The sequence below is a fragment of the Mycobacterium sp. 852002-51961_SCH5331710 genome, assembly GCF_001665535.1.
Taxonomy (GTDB): Bacteria; Actinomycetota; Actinomycetes; order Mycobacteriales; family Mycobacteriaceae; genus Mycobacterium.
Window position 1 is genome coordinate 1 of sequence record NZ_LZSQ01000109.1, and the last position, 18,596, is coordinate 18,596.

Here is an 18,596-nt window from a genome sequence, read left to right on the forward strand (position 1 = left end):
GACACCGGCCAAACCCGCATCAACAACTACCACCACCCCGAGAAATACCTCCTGCCCGACGAACCCGACGACCCACCCACCGATCCCGACAACCACCCCAAGAACAGCGAAGGACCGTAGGACCCGACGCTTCCATTTCGAAACGGCTACTGGCGTGGGTGAATTACGATCCAGGCATGAGCCGGGTCGTCAAAGCTGTGCTGGTCACACTGGTCGTCGCGTGGTCCGGGCTGCTGGGTTTGGGTACAGCGAACGCGCAGCCACCGCAGCCGGCGTGCGGTTACACGCTGTCGCCGCCGCAGGTCGTCAACACCGACGGCGTGAGCAAGGTGACGGCGACGGTGTCATTCCTGGCCTGCGGCGCTCCGTTCCGTCCAGCGTGGAGCGTCGCTTGTGTCCACGTCGCCGGGCCCAACTCGCAGGGCCAGTGCACACAGGCGCGAGGGCCGGCAGCCGCGCAGGTGTTTTTCGCGCCGTACCAGCCGGGCGCGACCTACACCGCCAGCGGACGAGGCTGCGGCAAGGTCTTCGAAGACGCGCTCGAGCCGAACTGCCAGATACTCGGCCCGATCAACCTCACACTGTAGCGGAGAACCGGCGCAGCCGGAGGCTGTTGCTGACCACGAACACCGAACTGAATGCCATTGCCGCACCGGCGATCATCGGATTCAGCAGGCCTGCCGCCGCCAACGGCAACGCTGCGACGTTGTAGGCGAACGCCCAGAACAGATTGCCCTTGATCGTCGCCAACGTCCTGCGCGACAGCCGAATCGCGTCGGCGACAGCGTTCAGGTCGTCGCGCACCAACGTGAGATCACTCGCCTCGATGGCGACATCGGTGCCGCTTCCCATCGCGAGCCCGAGGTCGGCCTGGGCCAGCGCGGCCGCGTCGTTGACTCCGTCGCCCACCATGGCGACCACCTTGCCGTCGACCTGAAGACGCTTGACCACGTCGACCTTGTCCTGCGGCAACACCTCGGCGACGACGTCGTCAATGCCCACCAGTGCAGCGATCGTGCGGGCTGCGGCCTCGTTGTCACCGGTCACCATCATCGGCCGCAAACCCAGTGCACGGAGTCGTGAAATCGCTTCGGCCGACGTCGGTTTGACCGCATCGGCCACCACCAGCACGCCGCGCGCCGACCCGCCCCACCCGACGACCACCGCGGTCCTGCCTTGCGACTCCTTCTGTCGCACCGCCCCTTTCAGCGACTCGGAAAAGTCGTGCGATGTCAGCAGCCGCTGCCGTCCGACGGTCACATCGCGTCCGTCGACCCGTCCGCGCACTCCGAGACCACGCAGGTTGGTGAAGTCCTCGACCGCCGGCAGGTCACCGAGCTTGTCCCGCGCGCCCTTCGCGATCGCCCGTGCGATCGGGTGCTCCGAACCGTCCTCGACCGCTCCGGCGACCCGCAGCACCTCGTCGGGCTGTTCACCGTCGGCGGCGACGACATCGATGAGCGTCATCTTGCCCGTGGTGACGGTCCCGGTCTTGTCCAACACGATGGTGTCGATCCGCCGCGTCGACTCCAACACCTCCGGCCCTTTGATCAGGATGCCGAGCTGCGCTCCACGCCCCGTGCCAACCATCAGCGCGGTCGGTGTCGCCAAGCCCAACGCGCAGGGGCAGGCGATGATCAGCACCGCCACCGCCGCGGTGAAGGCCGCCGCGACCGACCCACCGGTGGCCAGCCAGAACCCGAGAGTCGCGACCGACAACGCGATCACCACCGGCACAAAAACCCCGGAGATTCGGTCGGCCAGTCGCTGTGCCTCCGCCTTGCCGTTCTGGGCGTCTTCGACCAGCCGCGCCATCTGCGCCAGCTGAGTGTCCGCGCCGATCCGCTTGGCCCGCACCACGAGTCGACCGTCGACGTTGACCGTCGCCCCGACGACCTCGTCGCCCGCAGCGACGTCCACCGGCACCGACTCGCCAGTCAGCATCGAAGCGTCGACCGCCGAGGCGCCCTCGACCACCACACCGTCGGCGGCGATCTTTTCACCCGGACGCACCACGAACTCGTCTCCGACGCCCAGCTGATCGATCGGAATGCGTTGTTCGCCATCGTCTCTGCGGACCACGACGTCCTTGGCTCCGAGCTCCAGCAACGCCCGCAACGCCGCACCCGCACGCCGTTTCGATCGCGCTTCGAAATATCGGCCCGCGAGGATGAACGTTGTGACTCCCGCCGCGACCTCGAAATACACGCTGCCCGAACCGTCGCCGCGTGACAGTGTCAACTCGAATCCATGCGTCATCCCCGGGGCGCCCGCGGTGCCCCAGAACAGCGCGTAGATCGACCATCCCAAGGCAGCGAGCGTGCCCATCGAGATCAGCGTGTCCATGGTCGAACTGCCATGGCGCAGGTTGGTCCATGCCGCGCGATGGAACGGCCAGGCGCCCCACAGCACCACCGGCGTCGTCAACGCCAGCGACATCCATTGCCAGTTCGGGAACTGCAGCGCGGGGACCATCGCCATCGCGATGACCGGGACGGTCAGCGCCAGGCACACCAGCAGCCTGCGCCGCAGTGCGACGGTCGGGTCCTCGTCGTCTGTCGTGCGGTCCGCAGGCAGGTGCGCGTGGTAACCCGCTTCTTCGACGGTGGCCAGCAGAGCCTGCGGCGTCACATCGGCGCCGTACGCGACGCGCGCCTTCTCGGTCGCGAAGTTGACGGTGGCCGTCACGCCGTCGAGCTTGTTGAGCTTGCGCTCGATCCGGTTCGCGCACGACGCGCAAGTCATACCGTCGATCGACAACTCGATCGTGTCGGTGGCCGCGGCGTCGGGTCTCATCAGCCGGCCAGGCGGTAGCCCGCCTCCTCCACGGCGCTTCTGATCGCGTCGGCTTCGACGGGTGCGACACTGTCGATGGTCACGGCGCCGCTGGCGACGTCGACGTCGACCGCCTGTACGCCCGGGATTTCGCCGAGTTCCTCGCGCACCGACGCCGCGCAGTGTCCGCAGGTCATTCCGGTGACTGTGACTGTGGTGGTAGCCATGCTCACCAGAGTACCCAATACCCCCTAGGGGTATTCAACCGGAGTCGGGTCTTATGGCCCGCTCCGCACGCATCGGCGGCCATGGCAGCATCTGCGAGCATGCGAGTTCTCGCTCAGCGGGTCACTTCGGCCGCGGTCACGGTGGATGGCGAGGTCGTCGGGCAGATCCGGCCCGACGGCCAGGGTCTGCTCGCGCTCGTCGGCGTGACGCATGACGACGACGCGGCCAAGGCCCGACGGATGGCCGAAAAGCTGTGGCAGCTCAGGATTCTCGACGATGAGAAGTCCGCGGCGGACGTTTCGGCGCCCATCCTGGTCGTCAGCCAGTTCACTTTGTATGCGAACACCGCGAAGGGCAGGCGGCCGGCGTGGAACGCCGCCGCGCCGCGCGCGACCGCCGAGCCGCTTGTCACCGCGTTCGCCGATGCGCTGCGCGATCTCGGCGCGACCGTCCAGACCGGTGTCTTCGGCGCTCACATGCAGGTCGAACTCGTCAACGACGGACCGGTGACGGTGCTGCTCGAGCTTTGACTAGGCGGTCGCGACGTGCGGCACACCCTCGGACGGCTGGACGATCACGAAGCCCTGACCGTGGAACGCGACCTGGATCGCCTCGCCGGACCCTCGGCCGATCAGCGCGCCGGCCTTGAAGCTGGTCTTGAGCTGGGTCTGCAGATGCGCCGACCACGCGACCACAGCGTTGGTATCGGCGAACGTCGGCGCCTCCGCCGCATTCAGCACCACCGGCGGCCCGTCGGTCGTCAGCGCGACCCATCCGGTTCCGCGCAGTGTCGTGTTGAACAGTCCGCCGGTCGCGATGCTGCCGCCGCGCACCCGCTCGATGTTCCAGTTCAGGCTCGACGAGAACGCCAGGACGTTCTTTCCGCTGATCGACAGCCCGGAGTTGTTCAGAGACAGCAGATGCACGTCGTACGCCCGCTCGGCGAGGAAAACGTCGCCCTGCCCCTGAACCCGCATCAGGGGCAGGCCCTCGCCCGTCAGCGCCTTCTTGATGAACTTCGAGGCGCCGCCACCCTCGAACGCGAAATCGACGTTGCCTTGGTAAGCCACCATCGACCCCTGCCGCGCCATGAACGGTTCGCCGAGGCGCACACGCAACATCTTCGTGTTCTGGTTGGCGATGGCCTTGGCCTCTTTCTCGCTGAACCGGCCGTCGACCAGGTCGCCGCTGATGCCTCCGAACCCGTCGCCGACGGCAGCGGCCTGCGGAGGCGCCGTCTGATGCGGGGGAGCCTGGGGTGCCGGGGGAGGTCCACCGAGTGACGTCAGCGGTGCTCGGCCCACCTGCCCCTGATGCGAAACCTGGTCGGTCCACTGCTGACCGTCCCACCAGCGGTACTCATAGCGACCCTCGGGATCGGGGCGCCAGCTTCCGTTGTTCGGTGCTGTCATGCGCTACAAACTAACCGGGCGACGGTCGCGCTGTGGCGGACTTTTCGGACTGGTTCACCGACGCCGAATCCGTCGCCGGCTGGCATTCTTGGGATATGGCAAAGGAAATCGACCGGGTACGGGCGCAGAGCGCCTTGGCGGTCATCAAGCAGCACCCGGGCATGGTGCTCTTCGTCGCCTCGCCCGCCCTTATCGCGGTCGCCCTGGCGTGGTGGTTGGTCAGCCCGACGCTGGCCGTTCTGCTGTTGATCGGCGCTGTCGTCGGCGGCGGCTTCGTGTTGCTGCGCAAGCGCGGCTAGGCGTTGTCATGATCAGGCGTCGAGTCGCTGTGTGCCGATGACCGACAGCAGGCGCAGCGCCTCTTCCGACGCCGAACCCGGATCGGCCGTGTAGATGACGACCCGCTGATCGGCGTCGGCGACGTCGAGCACGTCGCAGTTGACCGGCACCGGCCCGACTCTCGCGTGGTCGAACGTCTTGCACAGCGCGACCGCGACGCTGACGTCGTGCCGCTCCCACAGCTCAGCGAATTCTGGACTGCCATCGCGCAGTTCGGCGATCAGGTCGAGTGTCTGCCGGTCTTCGGGATACTTCGCGGCCGTCGTGCGCAGATGCAGAGCGCAGATCTTGGCGAATTCGTCCGCATCGGACACGCCGTAGAGGCGCCGCCCGTCTGGATGGGGGCCGAGGAATACGCGCCGGGCCAGGTTCCGGTCGCGTGGCGGCAACGCGGAGAAATCCTCCATCAGTGCGCACGCCAGGTCGTTCCACGCAAGTACGTCGTAGGTCGCGGACAACACGATCGCCGGCGCGAGCGGAAGCCGCCGGACGAGATCGACGATGCTGTGCCGCACGATCATCGGCGGTCCGGTCGGCCTCTCGGGTGCCACCCCGGCGAGCGTGTAGAGGTACTGGCGCTCGGCGTCGGACAGGCGTAGCGCCCTGGCCAGACCCGCCAGCACCTCCGCCGACGGATGGGGCGCCCTCGCCTGCTCGAGACGTGTGTAGTACTCGGTGGAGATGAACGCCAGCTGCGCGACCTCGTCGCGGCGCAGACCCGGTGTGCGGCGACGGCGACGGAGCGGCAGGCCGACGTCCGTCGGGGCGATCCGCTCGCGGCGGCTCCGCAAGAAAGCGGCGAACTCCGTCCTGTCCATACCGCCATTCTTCAGGCTTTCGGTGTTTCAGCCAGGTATCGGTGGGACCTGGTTGTCGTCGGCGCATCAGCACAGGCTCGATGCCATGACTCACACCACCACCACCACCACCACCGGCCTACTGGCCGGCAAGACCGCACTGATCACCGGTGCGGGGCGCGGCATCGGCGCCGCGGCCGCGCGGCTGTTCGCCCGCGAAGGAGCCTCCGTTCTGGTCACCGCGCGCACAGAAGAACAACTGCGCGCCGTCACCGACGACATCCGCGTTGCCGGGGGTGTCGCCGACTACGTCGTGTGTGATCTCGCTGACGCGGCCGATGTCCGTGCGGCCGTCGACACGGCAGTGAAGAAGTGGGGCCGGCTCGACATCGCCTTCAACAACGCCGCGACGATCGTGCCGCCCGGGCCGATCGACCAGGTAGCCGAGGCGGACTTCGACCGCGTCTACGAGGTGAACCTCAAGGGCGTGTACCTGGCCATGAGTGCCGAGGTCCAAGCAATCCGCGCGACGGCGGGAACCGGCGCGATCGTCAACACGTCGAGCGTGGGGAGCCTTCGCGGCAATCCGGCACTCCCGGCGTACGGCGCGATGAAACGGGCCGTCAACAGCCTCACTGAATCGGCAGCGGTCACCTACGGCCCCGAGGGTATCCGCGTCAACGCGATCGCTCCGGGGACCACGCTGACCGAGATGATTCGGGAGTGGGAGAGCGCCAGCCCCGGGGTGATCGATCAACTGGTGTCCGACTGCCCGCTTGGCCGCGCCGCCGACCCCGAAGAGATCGCCCAGGCGGCGGCGTGGCTGCTCAGCGACCGCGCCTCCTATGTCACCGGTGCCGTCCTGCGGGTCGATGGCGGCACCTGGGTCTGACCTGGACCGTTCGCCCACGGCGAACGACCGGATATCACATGTATAACGGTGTAAGTATGTAATCATGCGACACAATATCCATGGCCGGCGCCGTCAGGGCGGCTGGCAACAGGCACAGCAGCCCGACGCGGGCGACGCCGCCGACTGGTTCGCGGGCCGGCTTCCCGAGAGCTGGTTCGCCGCGGACCCCACGGTGGTGGTCGACCGCGAGGAAATCACCGTGATCGGCCGGCTGCCGGAGGCCGCGGGCGACGAAAGCGAGGCGCGCGCGTCGGGACGGGCCGCGCGGTTCCGTGAAGAGACCAGGTCCGAACGCATGCACATCGCGGACGAAGCCGAGGCGCGTTACGGCCGCAAGGTCGCGTGGGGCATCGAGATCGGGGAACCGGGCGCCGACAACCATGAGCGAATCATGTTCACCAACATGGCCGTTCCGGTGATGACCAGGTTGCGTCAGCCCGAGCGCCAAGTGCTCGACACACTCGTCGACGCGGGCGTGGCGCGGTCGCGCTCGGATGCCCTGGCGCGGTCGGTGCGTCTGGTCGGTGAGCATGCCGACGAGTGGCTGAGCAAGCTGCGCGAGGCGATGCGCAACGTCGACGAACTGCGCGCCGAAGGGCCGAATCTTTAGTCGTCCGGGCAGGAAACCCGTTCCACTCCAACGTATTGCGAACTGAGCGCCGACGTCTGCGACAGCGGGTCCACCGTTGCCCCCTCGACCAGCAGGTTGCGGTTGACGCCGTAGGAGACCGGCTCACTGCGCCCGTGCGGATCGAAGACCCGTGAACCCCAGCCGTGGTCGATGATGATCACGCCTTCACGCGGACGGTCGTTCACCACCGCCTTCAACTCGATGGAGCCGACCGGCGAGAACACCCTGACGACATCGCCGTCGCTCACCCCGAGGTCGGCGGCGTCCTTCGGGTGGATGACCACGTCATTGCCCTTACCGGCCGGATGCAGATCCGGTAACTCGTTGAGCCACGAGTTCATCGAGTGCCGCTGCCTGCGGTTGGCCAGCTGGTACGGATAGCCGACCGGCGCCGCGGGACGCGGTTCGGCGAGCAGCTGGCGGGCGCGCGCCACGAACTCCGGTGGTGCGGCGTGCACTTTCTTGTCGTCGGTTCTCAGCGCGTCGCGGAAGTGGCCGAACTCGCGCGGGCCCAACACCCAGCCATGCGGATGCGATATGACGTCGCGCCATTTGATCTTGTGGCCGTTGACCTTTCGCGAGGTCGCCACGACCAGACGGTCGATCCAGTGGGGACCGAATTCCAGGGCCTGCCTGCGAGTCGCGCGCGCCACCGCCCGCGTCGCCTTGATGAACCCGTTGAGGCCTTTGGCGCCGAACAACGGTCGACGCATCGCGAGCGCGAGGTCGGTGAAGATCCGCCATTCCTCGCGCACACCCGGCGGCGGCTCGACGACCTTTGCGCCGTACTGCAGATACGGTTCGTCGTGCATGTTGCTGGTGAACGCCAGCAGGTCGTTGCGCTCCAACCAGTGGGCGGCGGGCAGCAACCAGTGCGCGTGACGGTGGCTCTCCCGCTGGACGAAGTCGATCGCGACGAGCAGATCCAGGTCGGCGAGCGCGCGGTCCAGCTTGCCGCCGTCGGGTCCGGAGACGACGGGGTTACCGCAGTTGATCAGCATCGCGCGGATCTGGCCGCGGCCCGGCGTCGTGATCTCGTCGGGCAACTCGCTGAGTGCGTGTGCGCCCGCGACCATTTCGCGGCCCAGCAGTCGGCTGTAGTGCGGTTTGGCCTTGACCATCGCCGACATCCGGATGGCGTCGACGTAGCCCGGTTCGAAACGGCGGCCGCCGGGGCGGTCCATGCGGCCGGTGATCACGTTGAGCACATGGCCCAGCCACTCGGCGACCGTGCCGGCCAGATGCAGGGACACGCCGGTGCGCGTCACCACCATGGCGCCGCGCGCCGCGGCGAAGTCGTGGGCCACCCGCTCGATCCGGTCACGGTTGATGTCGCAGCGGGCGGCGAGGTCGTCCAGATCGGCCGCCGCGACCAGGGCACGCAGGTCGTCCACGCCGGTCGCCAGTTCGGTGCAATCCCCGTGGTGTTCGAGACCCTCGTCGAGGATGACCTTGACCATCGCCAGCAGCAGCGCCCAGTCCTGTCCGGGGCGCACTGCGAGGTGCACGTCGGCCTTCTCCGCGGATTCGGTGCGCAGTGGGTCGACCACCACTATCGTCGCGCCCTGTTGTTGGCGCGCCAGGGCGCGGCGCCAGCCGCCGGGCACCGTCTCGAGCCAATTCCATGCGCTCACTGCGGGATTGGCGCCGACGAGCAGGAAATAGTCACAGTTGTCGATGTCCGAAACCGGCGCCATCAGGATCGAACCGTACATCGCGTCCGCGACGACGTGCATCGCATTCTGGTCGACCGAACCCACGGCGTAGCGGTTCTGGGTTCCGATCGCGTCCAGCCAGCCGTTCATGAAGATGACGTTGGAGGAGGAGAAGCCCGCCGGATTGCCGTAGTAGACACCGACGGCGTCGGGCCCACCGGCCTCGATCGCGGCGTTCATCCTGCTCGCGATGTCGGCAATGGCCTCGTCCCAGGTGGCCTCGACATGGGTTTCGCCGACGCGGCGCATGGGGTTGAGGATCCGGCGCGGATGTTCCACGAGGTGATGTGCGGTGCGGCCCTTGGCGCAGAAGTCCCGCCAGCTGTGCGGATTCTGCTTGTCGGCGGCGATCTTCGTGACGTGGTTGTCCTCGACCGTCACCTCGAGACCGCACGAGGCCAGGCAGATCCGGCAGAACGTATAGACCGTCTCGCTCATCGTCTCGAGCGTACGGCGATCAGGCCTGCGTCATGGACCAATAAGCGCCACGCTTAGCGAGAAGCTCGCTGTGGGTGCCGCGTTCGACGATCCGGCCCTCGTCCATCACCACGATGAGATCGGCGTCGCGGATGGTCGAGAGCCGGTGGGCGATGATGAAACTCGTTCGATCCCGGCGCAACTCGGCCATGGCCTGCTGGATCAGCAGCTCGGTTCGGGTGTCCACCGAGCTGGTCGCCTCGTCGAGGACCAGCAGGCCGGGCTTGGCCAGTACCGCGCGCGCGATCGTGATCAGCTGCTTCTCACCGGCGCTGATGGTGCCGCCGTCGTCACTGACGCGAGTCTGGTAGCCGTCGGGCAGCATGTGCACGAACCGGTCGACGTACGCGGCCTTGGCCGCCGCGATCACCTCGTCCTCCGAGGCGTCGGGCCTGCCGTAGGCGATGTTCTCGAAGATGGTGCCGCCGAACAGCCAGGTGTCCTGCAGCACCATCCCGATCCGGGACCGCAGCGAATCCCGGCTGACCGTCGAGATGTCCACGCCGTCAACCAGAATCCGGCCGGAGTCGACGTCGTAGAACCGCATCAGCAGATTCACCAGCGTCGTCTTGCCCGCTCCGGTCGGCCCCACGATCGCGACCGTGCTGCCGGGTTCTGCGACCAGCGACAGGTCGCGGATCACCGGGGTGTCCGGGTGGTAGCCGAGCGTGACGTTCTCGAACTCGACCCGGCCCGCTTGGCCGACGGGAAGCGGCAGCTGCGCCGGGGGATCTGGCGTCTCCTCGTCCGCGTCGAGCAGGTCGAAGACCCGCTCGGCGCTGGCCACGCCGGACTGCAGGGTGTTGTACATGCCCGCCACCTGTGTGAGCGGCTGGTTGAACTGGCGGACGTACTGGATGAACGCCTGGATGCTGCCGAGCGTGATCTGACCGGTCGCCACCTGCAAACCACCCACGACGGCCACCGCGACGTAGCTGAGGTTGCCGATGAACGTGGTGGCGGGCCCGACGAGGCCGGAGAAGAACTGCGCGCCGAAGGCGGAGTTGTAGACGGCGTCGTTGCATTCGCGGAACCGCTCCTGGGCTGCAGCGCGGTGACCGAATGTCTTGACGACGGTGAAGCCGCTGTAGGTCTCCTCGATGTGCGCGTTGAGCCGGCCGGTGTTCGCCCACTGCGCGACGAACAGGCGCTGCGACCGGCGCGCGATCCAGCGCGTCGCCCACAACGACAGAGGCACGGTCACCACGGTCAGCAGCGTCAGAAGCGGCGAGATGGTCAGCATCATCACCAGCACCGAGAGGACCGTCAGCACCGACGTCAACAGCTGGCTGATCGTCATCGACAGCGACTGCTGAATGTTGTCGACGTCGTTGGTCACCCGGCTGAGCACCTCGCCGCGTTGGCGGGAGTCGAAGTACGACAGCGGCATTCGGTGAACTTTGTCCTCGACGTCGGAGCGCAGCGTCGCCATGGTGCGTTGCACCGCGACGTTGAGCAGCCTGGCCTGCAACCACACCAGCAGCGCGGCAACGAGATACAGGCCCAGCGCGAGAAGCAGGGTGCGACCGACGGCGCCGAAGTCGACGCCGCGGCCGGGCACCACGTTCATCCCCGACAGCAGATCGGCGAACGTGCTGTCGCCGCGGGCGCGGGCGGCGTCGATGGCCTGCTCCTTGGTCAGCCCCGCAGGTAGCTGTCGGCCGACCACACCGTTGAACAGAAGATCCGTGGCGTGCCCCAGGATTCGCGGGCCGATCACGCTGATCGCGATACCGCCGACGCCCAGGAGGATCACCGCCGCGGTCGGGCCGCGCTGGGGTGTCAACCGCTTGACCAAGCGGATCGCCGATCCGGTGAAGTCGCGCGAGCGCTGGGTGGGCGCCTGCACCATGCCGCGGATCGGCCGGGCCATCGGGGCGCTCACTGCGCGTCACCCACCCTCGCGAGCGACTGCGAGTCCGCGAACTCGGCGTACTCCGGGCAGTCCGCCAACAGGGCCTCGTGGGTGCCGATCCCGACGACGCGGCCGTCATCGATGACGACAATCTGATCCGCCTGCATGACGGTCGAGATGCGTTGCGCGACAACGATCACCGTCGCCTCCGCCGACACCTCCCGCAACGCGGCACGCACTCGCGCGTCGGTGTGGACGTCGAGCGCCGAGAACGCATCGTCGAACAGATACACCGCGGGCCTGCGGATCACCGCGCGGGCGATGGCCAACCGCTGCCGCTGTCCGCCCGAGAAGTTCGCGCCGCCCTGCGCGACCCGCATGTCCAGGCCGTCGGCATGCGCACGCACGAAATCGTCGGCGGCGGCCACCCGCAGGGCCTCCCACATCTGTTCCTCGGTGGCCACCTGTCCTGGGGCCATACCGAACTGGAGGTTGTCGGCGATCGTGCCCGAGAACAGGTATCCGCGCTGCGGCACCAGCCCGAGCACCGACCACAGCTGTTCGGGGTCGTAGTCGCGCACGTCGACGCCGTCGACTTGCACCGAACCGCTCGTCGGGTCGTACATCCGGCAGATCAGCGACACCAGAGTCGACTTGCCCGACCCGGTGGAGCCGACCACGGCGGTCGTCGTGCCGGGGAGTGCGGTCAGCGAAACATCCTGCAGGACGGGGCGTTCGGCGCCCGGATAGCAGAATGTCGCGGCGTCCAGCCGGATTTCACCGCGGATTTTCGACGGTCGCACCGGCCGTTCGGGGCTGACGATCTGCGGTGTGGTCGACAGCACCTCCGAGATGCGCTCGGCGCACACCGACGCTCGCGGGATGATGACGAGGATGAACGTCGCCAGCAGGACCGCCATCAGGATCTGCATGAAGTAGGCCAGGAACGCGATCAGCGAGCCGACCTGCATTTGCCCGGCATCGATGCGCAGCCCGCCGAACCAGATCAGCGCCACGCTCGACACGTTGATGACCAACGTTGTGGTGGGGAGCATCAGCGCCTGCCACCGGCCGGCCTCGAGCGCGGTGTCGGCCAGCGCGTGATTGGCGTCGGCGAACCGGGTGCGTTCGAACGGTTCCCTGGCGAATGCGCGGATCACCCGTAGGCCGGAGAGCTGGTCGCGCATCACCCGGTTGAAGCCGTCGACGAGGCGCTGCATGCGGCGGAAGATCGGCAGCAGGTGGCGGGTGATCCAGTAGTTGGACAGGGCCAGGATCGGCACGCTGACCAAGAGCAGCCAGGACAGCCCGGCGTCCTGGTGCACGGCCATGAAGATGCCGCCGATCGACATGATCGGCGCGGTGACCAGCATCGTGCACGTCAGCTGCACCAGCAGCTGGATCTGCTGCACATCGTTGGTGGTGCGGGTGAGCAGCGACGGCGCACCGAACCGCGCGGTGTCCTCGGCCGAGAACCCGGTCACGTGGTCGAACACCGCCGCCCGCAGGTCGCGGCCGACCCCCATGCCCGCTCGCGACCCGAAGTACACCGCGCCGACCGCGCACACCACCTGCAGCGCCGTGACGGCGAGCATGACACCGCCCAATTCGACGATCCTGCGCAGGTTCCCGGCCGCGACGCCGTCGTCGATGATCGCGGCGTTGACCGTCGGCAGGTAAAGCGAGGCGAGCGTGCTGACCAACTGGAGCGTGGCGACGGTGGCAAGCAGCGCCCGGTATGGCCGCGCGTACTGTCGCAGCAGCGCCCATAACATCCCGCTACTGTCGCACATCCGATATATGAGCTGGTCAACCGGCATGTCGGTGGTTGACCCCAAGAGCGGCCGCTACAGTGCATGGCGTGACTCACAGCACGCGCATGACCCGCTGCCTGGCCGTCGCGGCCGCCGTGGTCATCCCGCTGTCCGCCGCATGCTCGGATTCCGAGCCCACCGGCCCGCAGGTGCCCGAGGACAACCCGACGCCCGCTGCGGACGCGTCACACGGCCCGTTCTTCCCCGAATGTGGGGGCATCGGTGACGCGGAGGTCATGAAACTGACCCGCGTGCCGGGGCTGGTGGCCACCGCCAAGAACTCGGTCGGATGCCAGTGGTTGGCCGGCGGCAGCATCCTCGGCCCGCACTTCTCGTTCAGCTGGTTCCGCGGAAGCCCCATCGGCCGCGAGCGCAAGACCGAGGAACTGTCCCGCACCAGCGTCGAGGACATCAACATCGAGGGCCACGACGGCTTCATCGCCGTCGGCGACGACCCGCTTCTGGGCACGAATCTGTGCGAGATCGGCATCCAGTTCGACGACGACTTCATCGAGTGGTCGGTCAGCTTCGCCAGCAAGCCGTTCCCGGAACCCTGCGACGTCGCCAAGGAACTGACCCGTCAATCGATTGTGAATTCCGAATGACAACCGCCTTCGCTCGTCGGCTGGGTGCCGGCCTCATCGCTGTGCTGGCCGTGCTGTCGCTGCTCACCGGTTGCACGCAGACCGTCGAGGGCACCGCGGCCAAGTCGGGTTCGGGAGGTGGCGGCCCGCGCAACCAGGACTCCGAGCGGCAGTACCCGAACCTGCTCAAAGAGTGCGAGGTGCTGACCGAGGACATCCTCGCCGAAACCGTGGGCGCCGACCCCCTCGACATCCAGAGCACGTTCGTCGGCGCGGTGTGTCGCTGGCAGGCGGCCAACCCGCAGGGTCTGGTGGACATCACCCGGTTCTGGTTCGAGCAGGGCAGCCTCGACAACGAGCGCGAAGTGGCCCAGAAGCTCAACTATCAGATCGAGAACCGTTCGGTGGCCGGCATCGAGTCGATCGTGATGCGTCCGAACGACCCGAACGGCGCGTGCGGCGTGGCCAGTGACGCGGCGGGCGTCGTCGGATGGTGGATCAATCCGCAGTCGCCGGGGATCGACGCCTGCAAGATGGCGCTGAAGTTGATGGAGCTGACGCTCGCCACCCGTGCGTGACGCCTACCGCGGTACGTGGAAGGTGACCAGCGAAGCGCCGTCGAGCGCGAGTCCCTCCCACGACTCGCCGGTACGCAACACCGCGATCGACGACGTCGGATATTTCATCGAGATCTGTTCGGCCGCAGCGATGTTGCTGCCTTCCACGGTGGACAGCCCGAGTGCGACGTTCGACATCGCCGGTTCGTGGCCGATCACCAATAGCGTCTGCACTTCGAAGTCGAAGTGCGACGGTACCCGGTTGATCTCGTCGATCACCGTGCCCGGCGTCGCGTCGTAGAGGCGGTCGAGGTAGCGGACCGGCGCGGCGATCCGGGTGCGTGCCAGCGTCTCGCGGGTGCGGGTGGCGGTCGAACACAGCACGGCGTCGACGGCGGGGGCGTGGGCGCGCAACCAGTCACCGGCCAACCCCGCCTCGCGCACACCCCGCGGCGCCAGCGGACGGGCATGGTCGCCGACACCCGCCGGATAGTCCGACTTGGCGTGCCGGAGCAACAGCAGCGTGCGAAACCGGTCGGTCACCGGACTAACGGTAAGGCATGCCGCCGCACCTCCCGTGACTTGTCGGGGTGCCGCCCTACACTCGCGGTGCCCGGCAAACACATGAGCGGAAGGAGCGCGCTGAGATGCGATTCGTGCATACCGCCGACTGGCAACTCGGCATGACGCGGTACTTCCTGAATGGCGAGGCGCAGCCCCGTTATTCGGCCGCGCGCCGCGACGCGGTGGTCGAGGTGGGGCGGGTGGCGGCCGACGCCGGCGCGGAGTTCATCGTCGTCGCCGGCGACGTTTTCGAGCACAACCAACTCGCGCCCAGAGATGTCAGCCTGTCGCTCGAAGCCATGCGCGCCGTCGGCGTTCCCGTGTACCTGCTGCCCGGCAACCACGACCCGCTCGACGCGTCCTCGGTCTACACCAGCCCGCTGTTCCTCGCCGAGCGCCCCGACAACGTGTCGGTCCTGGACCGCGCCGGTGTGCACGAGGTACGGCCCGGACTGGAACTGGTGGCTGCGCCGTGGACCTCGAAGGCGCCGTCGTCGGACCCCGTGGCCGGCGTGCTCGAGGATCTGCCCGCCGACGGGGTGACACGGATCGTCGTCGGCCACGGCGGCGTGGACATCTTCGTACCCGACAAGGACCGCGCTTCGCTGATCCGTCTGGCGGCGCTGGAGGCGGCGGTCAACCGGGGCGCTGTGCACTATGTAGCGCTGGGCGACAAGCACTCTCGGATGCAGGTCGGTGCCACGGGACGGATCTGGTATTCCGGGTCGCCGGAGGTCACCAACTACGACGACATCGAGGTCGACTCCGGGCACGTACTGGTCGTCGACATCGACGAGACCGATCCGGCGCATCCGGTGAACGTCGAACCGCGCAAGGTGGGCCGCTGGCGGTTCGTCACGCTGCGCCGCGGCGTAGACAGCGACCGGGACGTCGCCGACCTGGACATCAACCTCGATCTGTTGCCGGACAAGGAACGTATCGTCGTGCGTCTCGCGTTGACGGGATCGCTGACGGTCACCGACAAGGCCGCGCTCGACGCGTGCCTGGACAAGTACGCCCGGCTCTTCGCCGCGCTGCGGGTGGACGAGAAACAGAGCGAGATCGCGGTCATCCCCGCCGACGGCGAGTTCGACGACCTCGGTATCGGCGGCTTCGCCGCATCGGCCGTCGACGAACTGGTCGCCACCGCACGGTCGGACGGTGAGGCGGCCGAGGACGCCCGCGCCGCCCTGGCGCTGCTTCTGCGGCTGTCGGATCGGGGCGTGGCGTGAAACTGCACCGCCTGGTCCTGACCAACTACCGCGGAATCACGCACCGCGAGATCGAATTTCCCGAACGCGGCGTGGTGATCGTCAGCGGCGCCAACGAGATCGGCAAGTCCTCGATGATCGAGGCGCTCGACCTGTTGATCGAGGCCAAGGACCGGTCGGCGAAGAAAGAGGTCAAAGAGGTCAAGCCGACACACGCCGACATCGGCGCCGAGGTGGAGGCCGAGATCTCCACGGGCCCATACCGATTCGTGTACCGCAAGCGGTTCCACAAGCGCTTCTCGACCGAGCTGACGATCCTCGAGCCGCGACGCCAGCAGTTCACCGGTGACGAGGCGCACGACCGGGTGCGGGCCATGCTCGACGAGACGGTCGACACCTGCCTGTGGCAGGCGCAGCGGGTGCTGCAGTCGGGGTCCACCGCGGCCGTGGATTTGTCCGGATGTGACGCGCTGTCCCGCGCGCTCGACGTCGCCGCCGGTGAGGCGGTGGCGCTCTCGGGTGCCGAACCGCTGTTGGTCGACCGCGTCGAAGAGGAATACCTGCGTTACTTCACCCGCACCGGAAGGCCCACCGGGGAGTGGGCGGCCGCCACCAACCGGTTGCGAGCGGCCGAGGACGCGTTGGCCGAGGCCGCGGCGTCCGTCGCGGAGGTCGACGAGGCGGTGCGCAGGCACACCAACCTCACCGACGAGCTGGCCAGGTTGACGGCCCAACGCGCGGCCGCGGCCGAACAGCTCGCCGGCGCGCAGAAGGCCGCCGAAGAGGTCGCCGGGCTGAAGGGACAGCTCAAGGAAGCGGAGCTGGTCGCCGCGGCCGCTCACGCCAACCACGGCACGTCGCGCACCGCGGTCGACGAGCGCAGGCGGTTGCGTGCCGACATCGAGCAGCGGGCCGCCGCGATGGTCGAGCTCGAGACCGCCGCCACCCAGGCCGCCGACGATCACACGACCGCGGTCGAGGTGGCTGAGCTCGCCGAGACCGCCGCCGAACAGGCGCGAAATGCATTGGAGGCCACGCAGGCCCGCGTCGAAGCGGCGCGAGGAGCCGTGCAACGGCTCGCCGACCGCGACGAGGCGGACCGGATCGCCGCGCAACTGTCGAAGATCGAGACCGCTGAACGGGAACTCGAGCGCGTGCAGGGCGAACTCGCGCAGATCCGGTTGACCGGCGAGGGTATGCGCGCGATCGAGTCGGCCAAGGCGACCGTCGACGCCGTGACGGCACAGGTCGAGTTGGCGTCGGCGCACATCGAATTGGTCGCGAGCGCCGACGTCGAGGTGCGCGTCGCCGGCGAGACGGTCAGGCTGGGTGCAGGGGAGGCGTGGACCGCCAGCGTCAGCGCCGAAACCGCGATCGAGGTACCGGACCTGCTCACCGCTCGGCTGCTGCCCGGTGCGCCGGCCTCCCAAACGCAGGCCAAACTCGATGCCGCACAAGGGATTCTTGCGTCGGCGCTGACGGACTGTGGCGTCGCCGACCTAGCCGAGGCGCGCACCCTCGATCAGCGGCGCCAACAGCTGGTGACGACCCGCGATCGGCTGAGCGCGACCGTCGAGGCGCTGACGGGTGACCGGTCGGCGGATCGGCTCAGGGAACGTCTTGCCGAGCTCACCGCGCGTCAGCCTGGGGTCACGGAGCTGTTTGAGGTCGACTCCGATGCCGCCCGCGCCGAGCTCGACGCCGCGACGGCCGCCCAGAAGCAGGCGATCGCCGAGTGCGAGAAGCATCGAAAGGTCGCCGAGGAGGCGGCTAAGCGTCTGGGGGAGAGCGATACTCGGGCGACGGTGCTGCGCGAGAAGCTCACCGGCGCCCGGTCCGAGCTCACACTGGCCCGCGAACGGTTGGAAGGTCAGCGGGCCACCGTGAGCGACGACGAGTTGGCGCTGCGGGCGCAGGCGCACGCCGAGGAGGCGCAGCGGGCCGCCGCATTGGTCGCCGAGCTGAGCGAGGAACTGACCCGCGCGGCACCCGACGCCGTGGCCGCGACGCTCCAAGAGGCCACGCGCCGCGCCGAGGCCTTGTCGGCCAGCCGCGACGACGTGATCGAGGAGCTTCGCGAGATCGGTGCGCGGCTGAAGGTGTATGGGACCGAAGGCCGCAGGGGCAAGCTCGACGACGCCGAGACCGAGCGTGAGCACGCGCTCGACGAGTACACGAGGGTTCAGCGCCGCGCGAGGGCAGCGGAGCTGCTGCGGTCGGTGATCGCACGGCATCGCGAATCCACCCGCTCACGCTACGTCGACCCGTTCCGTGGCGAGGTGGAGCGGTTGGGCCGCATGGTGTTCGGCGACAGCTTTGAGGTGGAAGTCGACAGTGCGCTGCGGATCTGCACCCGCACGCTGTCCGGCCGCACGGTGCCCTACGACTCACTCTCGGGTGGGGCCAAGGAGCAACTGGGCATCGTGGCACGGCTGGCGGGGGCGGCGCTGGTGGCCAAGGAGGACACCGTACCGGTGGTCATCGACGACGCGCTCGGGTTCACCGACCCCGACCGCCTGGTCAAGATGGGTGCGGTGTTCAACGCGGTCGGCGGCGACGGGCAGGTGATCGTGCTGACGTGCAGCCCGCAGAGGTACGCGGCCGTCGACGGCGCCGAGCACATTGCGCTGACGGCGTAACCGGCTGGCGCGGCGGCGCCGGCCCTAGGGAACGCTGACGAGTTTCGGTCGGATTTCCGACACCGCCCGTTTGTCCGCCCCGAAA

17 protein-coding genes are annotated in these 18,596 nt (G+C 68.1%); 9 read left to right on the top strand and 8 right to left on the bottom strand.

Annotated features, from left to right (window positions below; translation table 11 throughout):
• The first annotated feature begins 176 nt into the window (after window positions 1-176).
• Window positions 177-587, top strand: coding sequence for a hypothetical protein (locus A5752_RS18900; protein ID WP_067088578.1), 411 nt, complete (start codon window positions 177-179; stop codon window positions 585-587).
• On the opposite strand, the gene A5752_RS18905 is transcribed toward A5752_RS18900, so the two are convergent.
• Together A5752_RS18905 and A5752_RS18910 are read right to left on the bottom strand one after the other, a co-directional pair.
• Entirely contained in the window at window positions 577-2,796 is a 2,220-nt protein-coding gene (locus A5752_RS18905; protein ID WP_067088580.1) for a heavy metal translocating P-type ATPase, read from the bottom strand. The two genes, A5752_RS18900 and A5752_RS18905, sit on opposite strands and share 11 nt — an antisense overlap.
• The gene (locus A5752_RS18910; RefSeq protein WP_067088582.1) at window positions 2,796-3,002 is read right to left on the bottom strand and encodes a heavy-metal-associated domain-containing protein; all 207 of its coding nucleotides are present in this window, start codon (window positions 3,000-3,002) and stop codon (window positions 2,796-2,798) included. Before A5752_RS18910 ends, A5752_RS18905 begins: the two co-directional genes overlap by 1 nt.
• A gap of 99 nt (window positions 3,003-3,101) precedes the next feature.
• On the opposite strand from A5752_RS18910, the gene dtd reads away from it, so the two are divergent.
• A complete protein-coding gene (gene dtd, locus A5752_RS18915) occupies window positions 3,102-3,533 on the top strand; it encodes a D-aminoacyl-tRNA deacylase (protein WP_067088584.1) in 432 nt (143 codons plus the stop codon).
• Here the strand turns inward: dtd and A5752_RS18920 are convergent, their stop codons facing one another.
• On the bottom strand, window positions 3,534-4,415 hold the full coding sequence (locus tag A5752_RS18920) for an AIM24 family protein (protein ID WP_067088586.1): 882 nt from the start codon (window positions 4,413-4,415) through the stop codon (window positions 3,534-3,536). It abuts the gene before it with no gap.
• A 95-nt stretch (window positions 4,416-4,510) separates the two neighbouring features.
• Between A5752_RS18920 and A5752_RS18925 the strand changes: the two genes are divergently transcribed.
• Complete coding sequence (locus A5752_RS18925) at window positions 4,511-4,714, top strand: hypothetical protein (protein WP_067088729.1); 204 nt, start codon at window positions 4,511-4,513, stop codon at window positions 4,712-4,714.
• Window positions 4,715-4,726: 12 nt separating this feature from the next.
• On the opposite strand, the gene A5752_RS18930 is transcribed toward A5752_RS18925, so the two are convergent.
• Complete coding sequence (locus tag A5752_RS18930; RefSeq protein ID WP_067088588.1) at window positions 4,727-5,572, bottom strand: helix-turn-helix transcriptional regulator; 846 nt, start codon at window positions 5,570-5,572, stop codon at window positions 4,727-4,729.
• Window positions 5,573-5,657: 85 nt separating this feature from the next.
• Here A5752_RS18930 and A5752_RS18935 point away from each other — a divergent pair, with 85 nt between their 5' ends.
• Window positions 5,658-6,443 (top strand): SDR family NAD(P)-dependent oxidoreductase, encoded by a 786-nt coding sequence (locus A5752_RS18935; protein WP_067088590.1) that lies wholly within the window; start codon window positions 5,658-5,660, stop codon window positions 6,441-6,443.
• Between the two features lie 64 nt (window positions 6,444-6,507).
• Window positions 6,508-7,074 (top strand): ATP-binding transcription factor AbmR, encoded by a 567-nt coding sequence (gene abmR, locus A5752_RS18940; RefSeq protein ID WP_067088591.1) that lies wholly within the window; start codon window positions 6,508-6,510, stop codon window positions 7,072-7,074.
• Here abmR and A5752_RS18945 read toward each other — a convergent pair.
• From A5752_RS18945 to A5752_RS18955, 3 genes are read right to left on the bottom strand one after another with little or no spacing between them, the layout of a single operon-like run.
• A complete protein-coding gene (locus A5752_RS18945) occupies window positions 7,071-9,248 on the bottom strand; it encodes a molybdopterin-containing oxidoreductase family protein (protein ID WP_067088593.1) in 2,178 nt (725 codons plus the stop codon). The two genes, abmR and A5752_RS18945, sit on opposite strands and share 4 nt — an antisense overlap.
• 19 nt (window positions 9,249-9,267) lie before the next feature.
• On the bottom strand, window positions 9,268-11,160 hold the full coding sequence (locus A5752_RS18950; RefSeq protein ID WP_067088595.1) for an ABC transporter ATP-binding protein: 1,893 nt from the start codon (window positions 11,158-11,160) through the stop codon (window positions 9,268-9,270).
• Window positions 11,161-11,168: 8 nt separating this feature from the next.
• A complete protein-coding gene (locus A5752_RS18955; protein WP_067088597.1) occupies window positions 11,169-12,917 on the bottom strand; it encodes an ABC transporter ATP-binding protein in 1,749 nt (582 codons plus the stop codon).
• Window positions 12,918-13,021: 104 nt separating this feature from the next.
• Between A5752_RS18955 and A5752_RS18960 the strand changes: the two genes are divergently transcribed.
• Together A5752_RS18960 and A5752_RS18965 are read left to right on the top strand one after the other, a co-directional pair.
• The gene (locus tag A5752_RS18960; protein ID WP_156614005.1) at window positions 13,022-13,561 is read left to right on the top strand and encodes a DUF3558 domain-containing protein; all 540 of its coding nucleotides are present in this window, start codon (window positions 13,022-13,024) and stop codon (window positions 13,559-13,561) included.
• On the top strand, window positions 13,558-14,118 hold the full coding sequence (locus A5752_RS18965; RefSeq protein WP_067088601.1) for a DUF3558 domain-containing protein: 561 nt from the start codon (window positions 13,558-13,560) through the stop codon (window positions 14,116-14,118). The genes A5752_RS18960 and A5752_RS18965 overlap by 4 nt, the downstream gene beginning before the upstream one ends.
• A 3-nt stretch (window positions 14,119-14,121) precedes the next feature.
• Here A5752_RS18965 and A5752_RS18970 read toward each other — a convergent pair whose 3' ends face one another.
• The gene (locus A5752_RS18970; RefSeq protein ID WP_067088604.1) at window positions 14,122-14,640 is read right to left on the bottom strand and encodes a SixA phosphatase family protein; all 519 of its coding nucleotides are present in this window, start codon (window positions 14,638-14,640) and stop codon (window positions 14,122-14,124) included.
• A 104-nt stretch (window positions 14,641-14,744) separates the two neighbouring features.
• On the opposite strand from A5752_RS18970, the gene A5752_RS18975 reads away from it, so the two are divergent.
• Together A5752_RS18975 and A5752_RS18980 are read left to right on the top strand one after the other, a co-directional pair.
• Window positions 14,745-15,893, top strand: coding sequence for a metallophosphoesterase family protein (locus A5752_RS18975; protein WP_067088605.1), 1,149 nt, complete (start codon window positions 14,745-14,747; stop codon window positions 15,891-15,893).
• On the top strand, window positions 15,890-18,511 hold the full coding sequence (locus tag A5752_RS18980; RefSeq protein WP_067088606.1) for an AAA family ATPase: 2,622 nt from the start codon (window positions 15,890-15,892) through the stop codon (window positions 18,509-18,511). The genes A5752_RS18975 and A5752_RS18980 overlap by 4 nt, the downstream gene beginning before the upstream one ends.
• The last annotated feature ends 85 nt before the right edge of the window (window positions 18,512-18,596 follow it).

Coding starts and splice junctions, on each gene's coding strand:
- A5752_RS18975 (WP_067088605.1), top strand. CDS start 14,745: ATGCGATTCGTGCATACCGCCGACTGGCAACTCGGCATGACGCGGTAC.
- A5752_RS18935 (WP_067088590.1), top strand. CDS start 5,658: ATGACTCACACCACCACCACCACCACCACCGGCCTACTGGCCGGCAAG.
- A5752_RS18900 (WP_067088578.1), top strand. CDS start 177: ATGAGCCGGGTCGTCAAAGCTGTGCTGGTCACACTGGTCGTCGCGTGG.
- A5752_RS18905 (WP_067088580.1), bottom strand. CDS start 2,796: ATGAGACCCGACGCCGCGGCCACCGACACGATCGAGTTGTCGATCGAC.
- A5752_RS18955 (WP_067088597.1), bottom strand. CDS start 12,917: ATGTTATGGGCGCTGCTGCGACAGTACGCGCGGCCATACCGGGCGCTG.
- A5752_RS18930 (WP_067088588.1), bottom strand. CDS start 5,572: ATGGACAGGACGGAGTTCGCCGCTTTCTTGCGGAGCCGCCGCGAGCGG.
- A5752_RS18965 (WP_067088601.1), top strand. CDS start 13,558: ATGACAACCGCCTTCGCTCGTCGGCTGGGTGCCGGCCTCATCGCTGTG.
- A5752_RS18920 (WP_067088586.1), bottom strand. CDS start 4,415: ATGACAGCACCGAACAACGGAAGCTGGCGCCCCGATCCCGAGGGTCGC.
- dtd (WP_067088584.1), top strand. CDS start 3,102: ATGCGAGTTCTCGCTCAGCGGGTCACTTCGGCCGCGGTCACGGTGGAT.
- A5752_RS18910 (WP_067088582.1), bottom strand. CDS start 3,002: ATGGCTACCACCACAGTCACAGTCACCGGAATGACCTGCGGACACTGC.
- A5752_RS18950 (WP_067088595.1), bottom strand. CDS start 11,160: ATGGCCCGGCCGATCCGCGGCATGGTGCAGGCGCCCACCCAGCGCTCG.
- abmR (WP_067088591.1), top strand. CDS start 6,508: ATGCGACACAATATCCATGGCCGGCGCCGTCAGGGCGGCTGGCAACAG.
- A5752_RS18960 (WP_156614005.1), top strand. CDS start 13,022: ATGACCCGCTGCCTGGCCGTCGCGGCCGCCGTGGTCATCCCGCTGTCC.
- A5752_RS18945 (WP_067088593.1), bottom strand. CDS start 9,248: ATGAGCGAGACGGTCTATACGTTCTGCCGGATCTGCCTGGCCTCGTGC.
- A5752_RS18925 (WP_067088729.1), top strand. CDS start 4,511: ATGGCAAAGGAAATCGACCGGGTACGGGCGCAGAGCGCCTTGGCGGTC.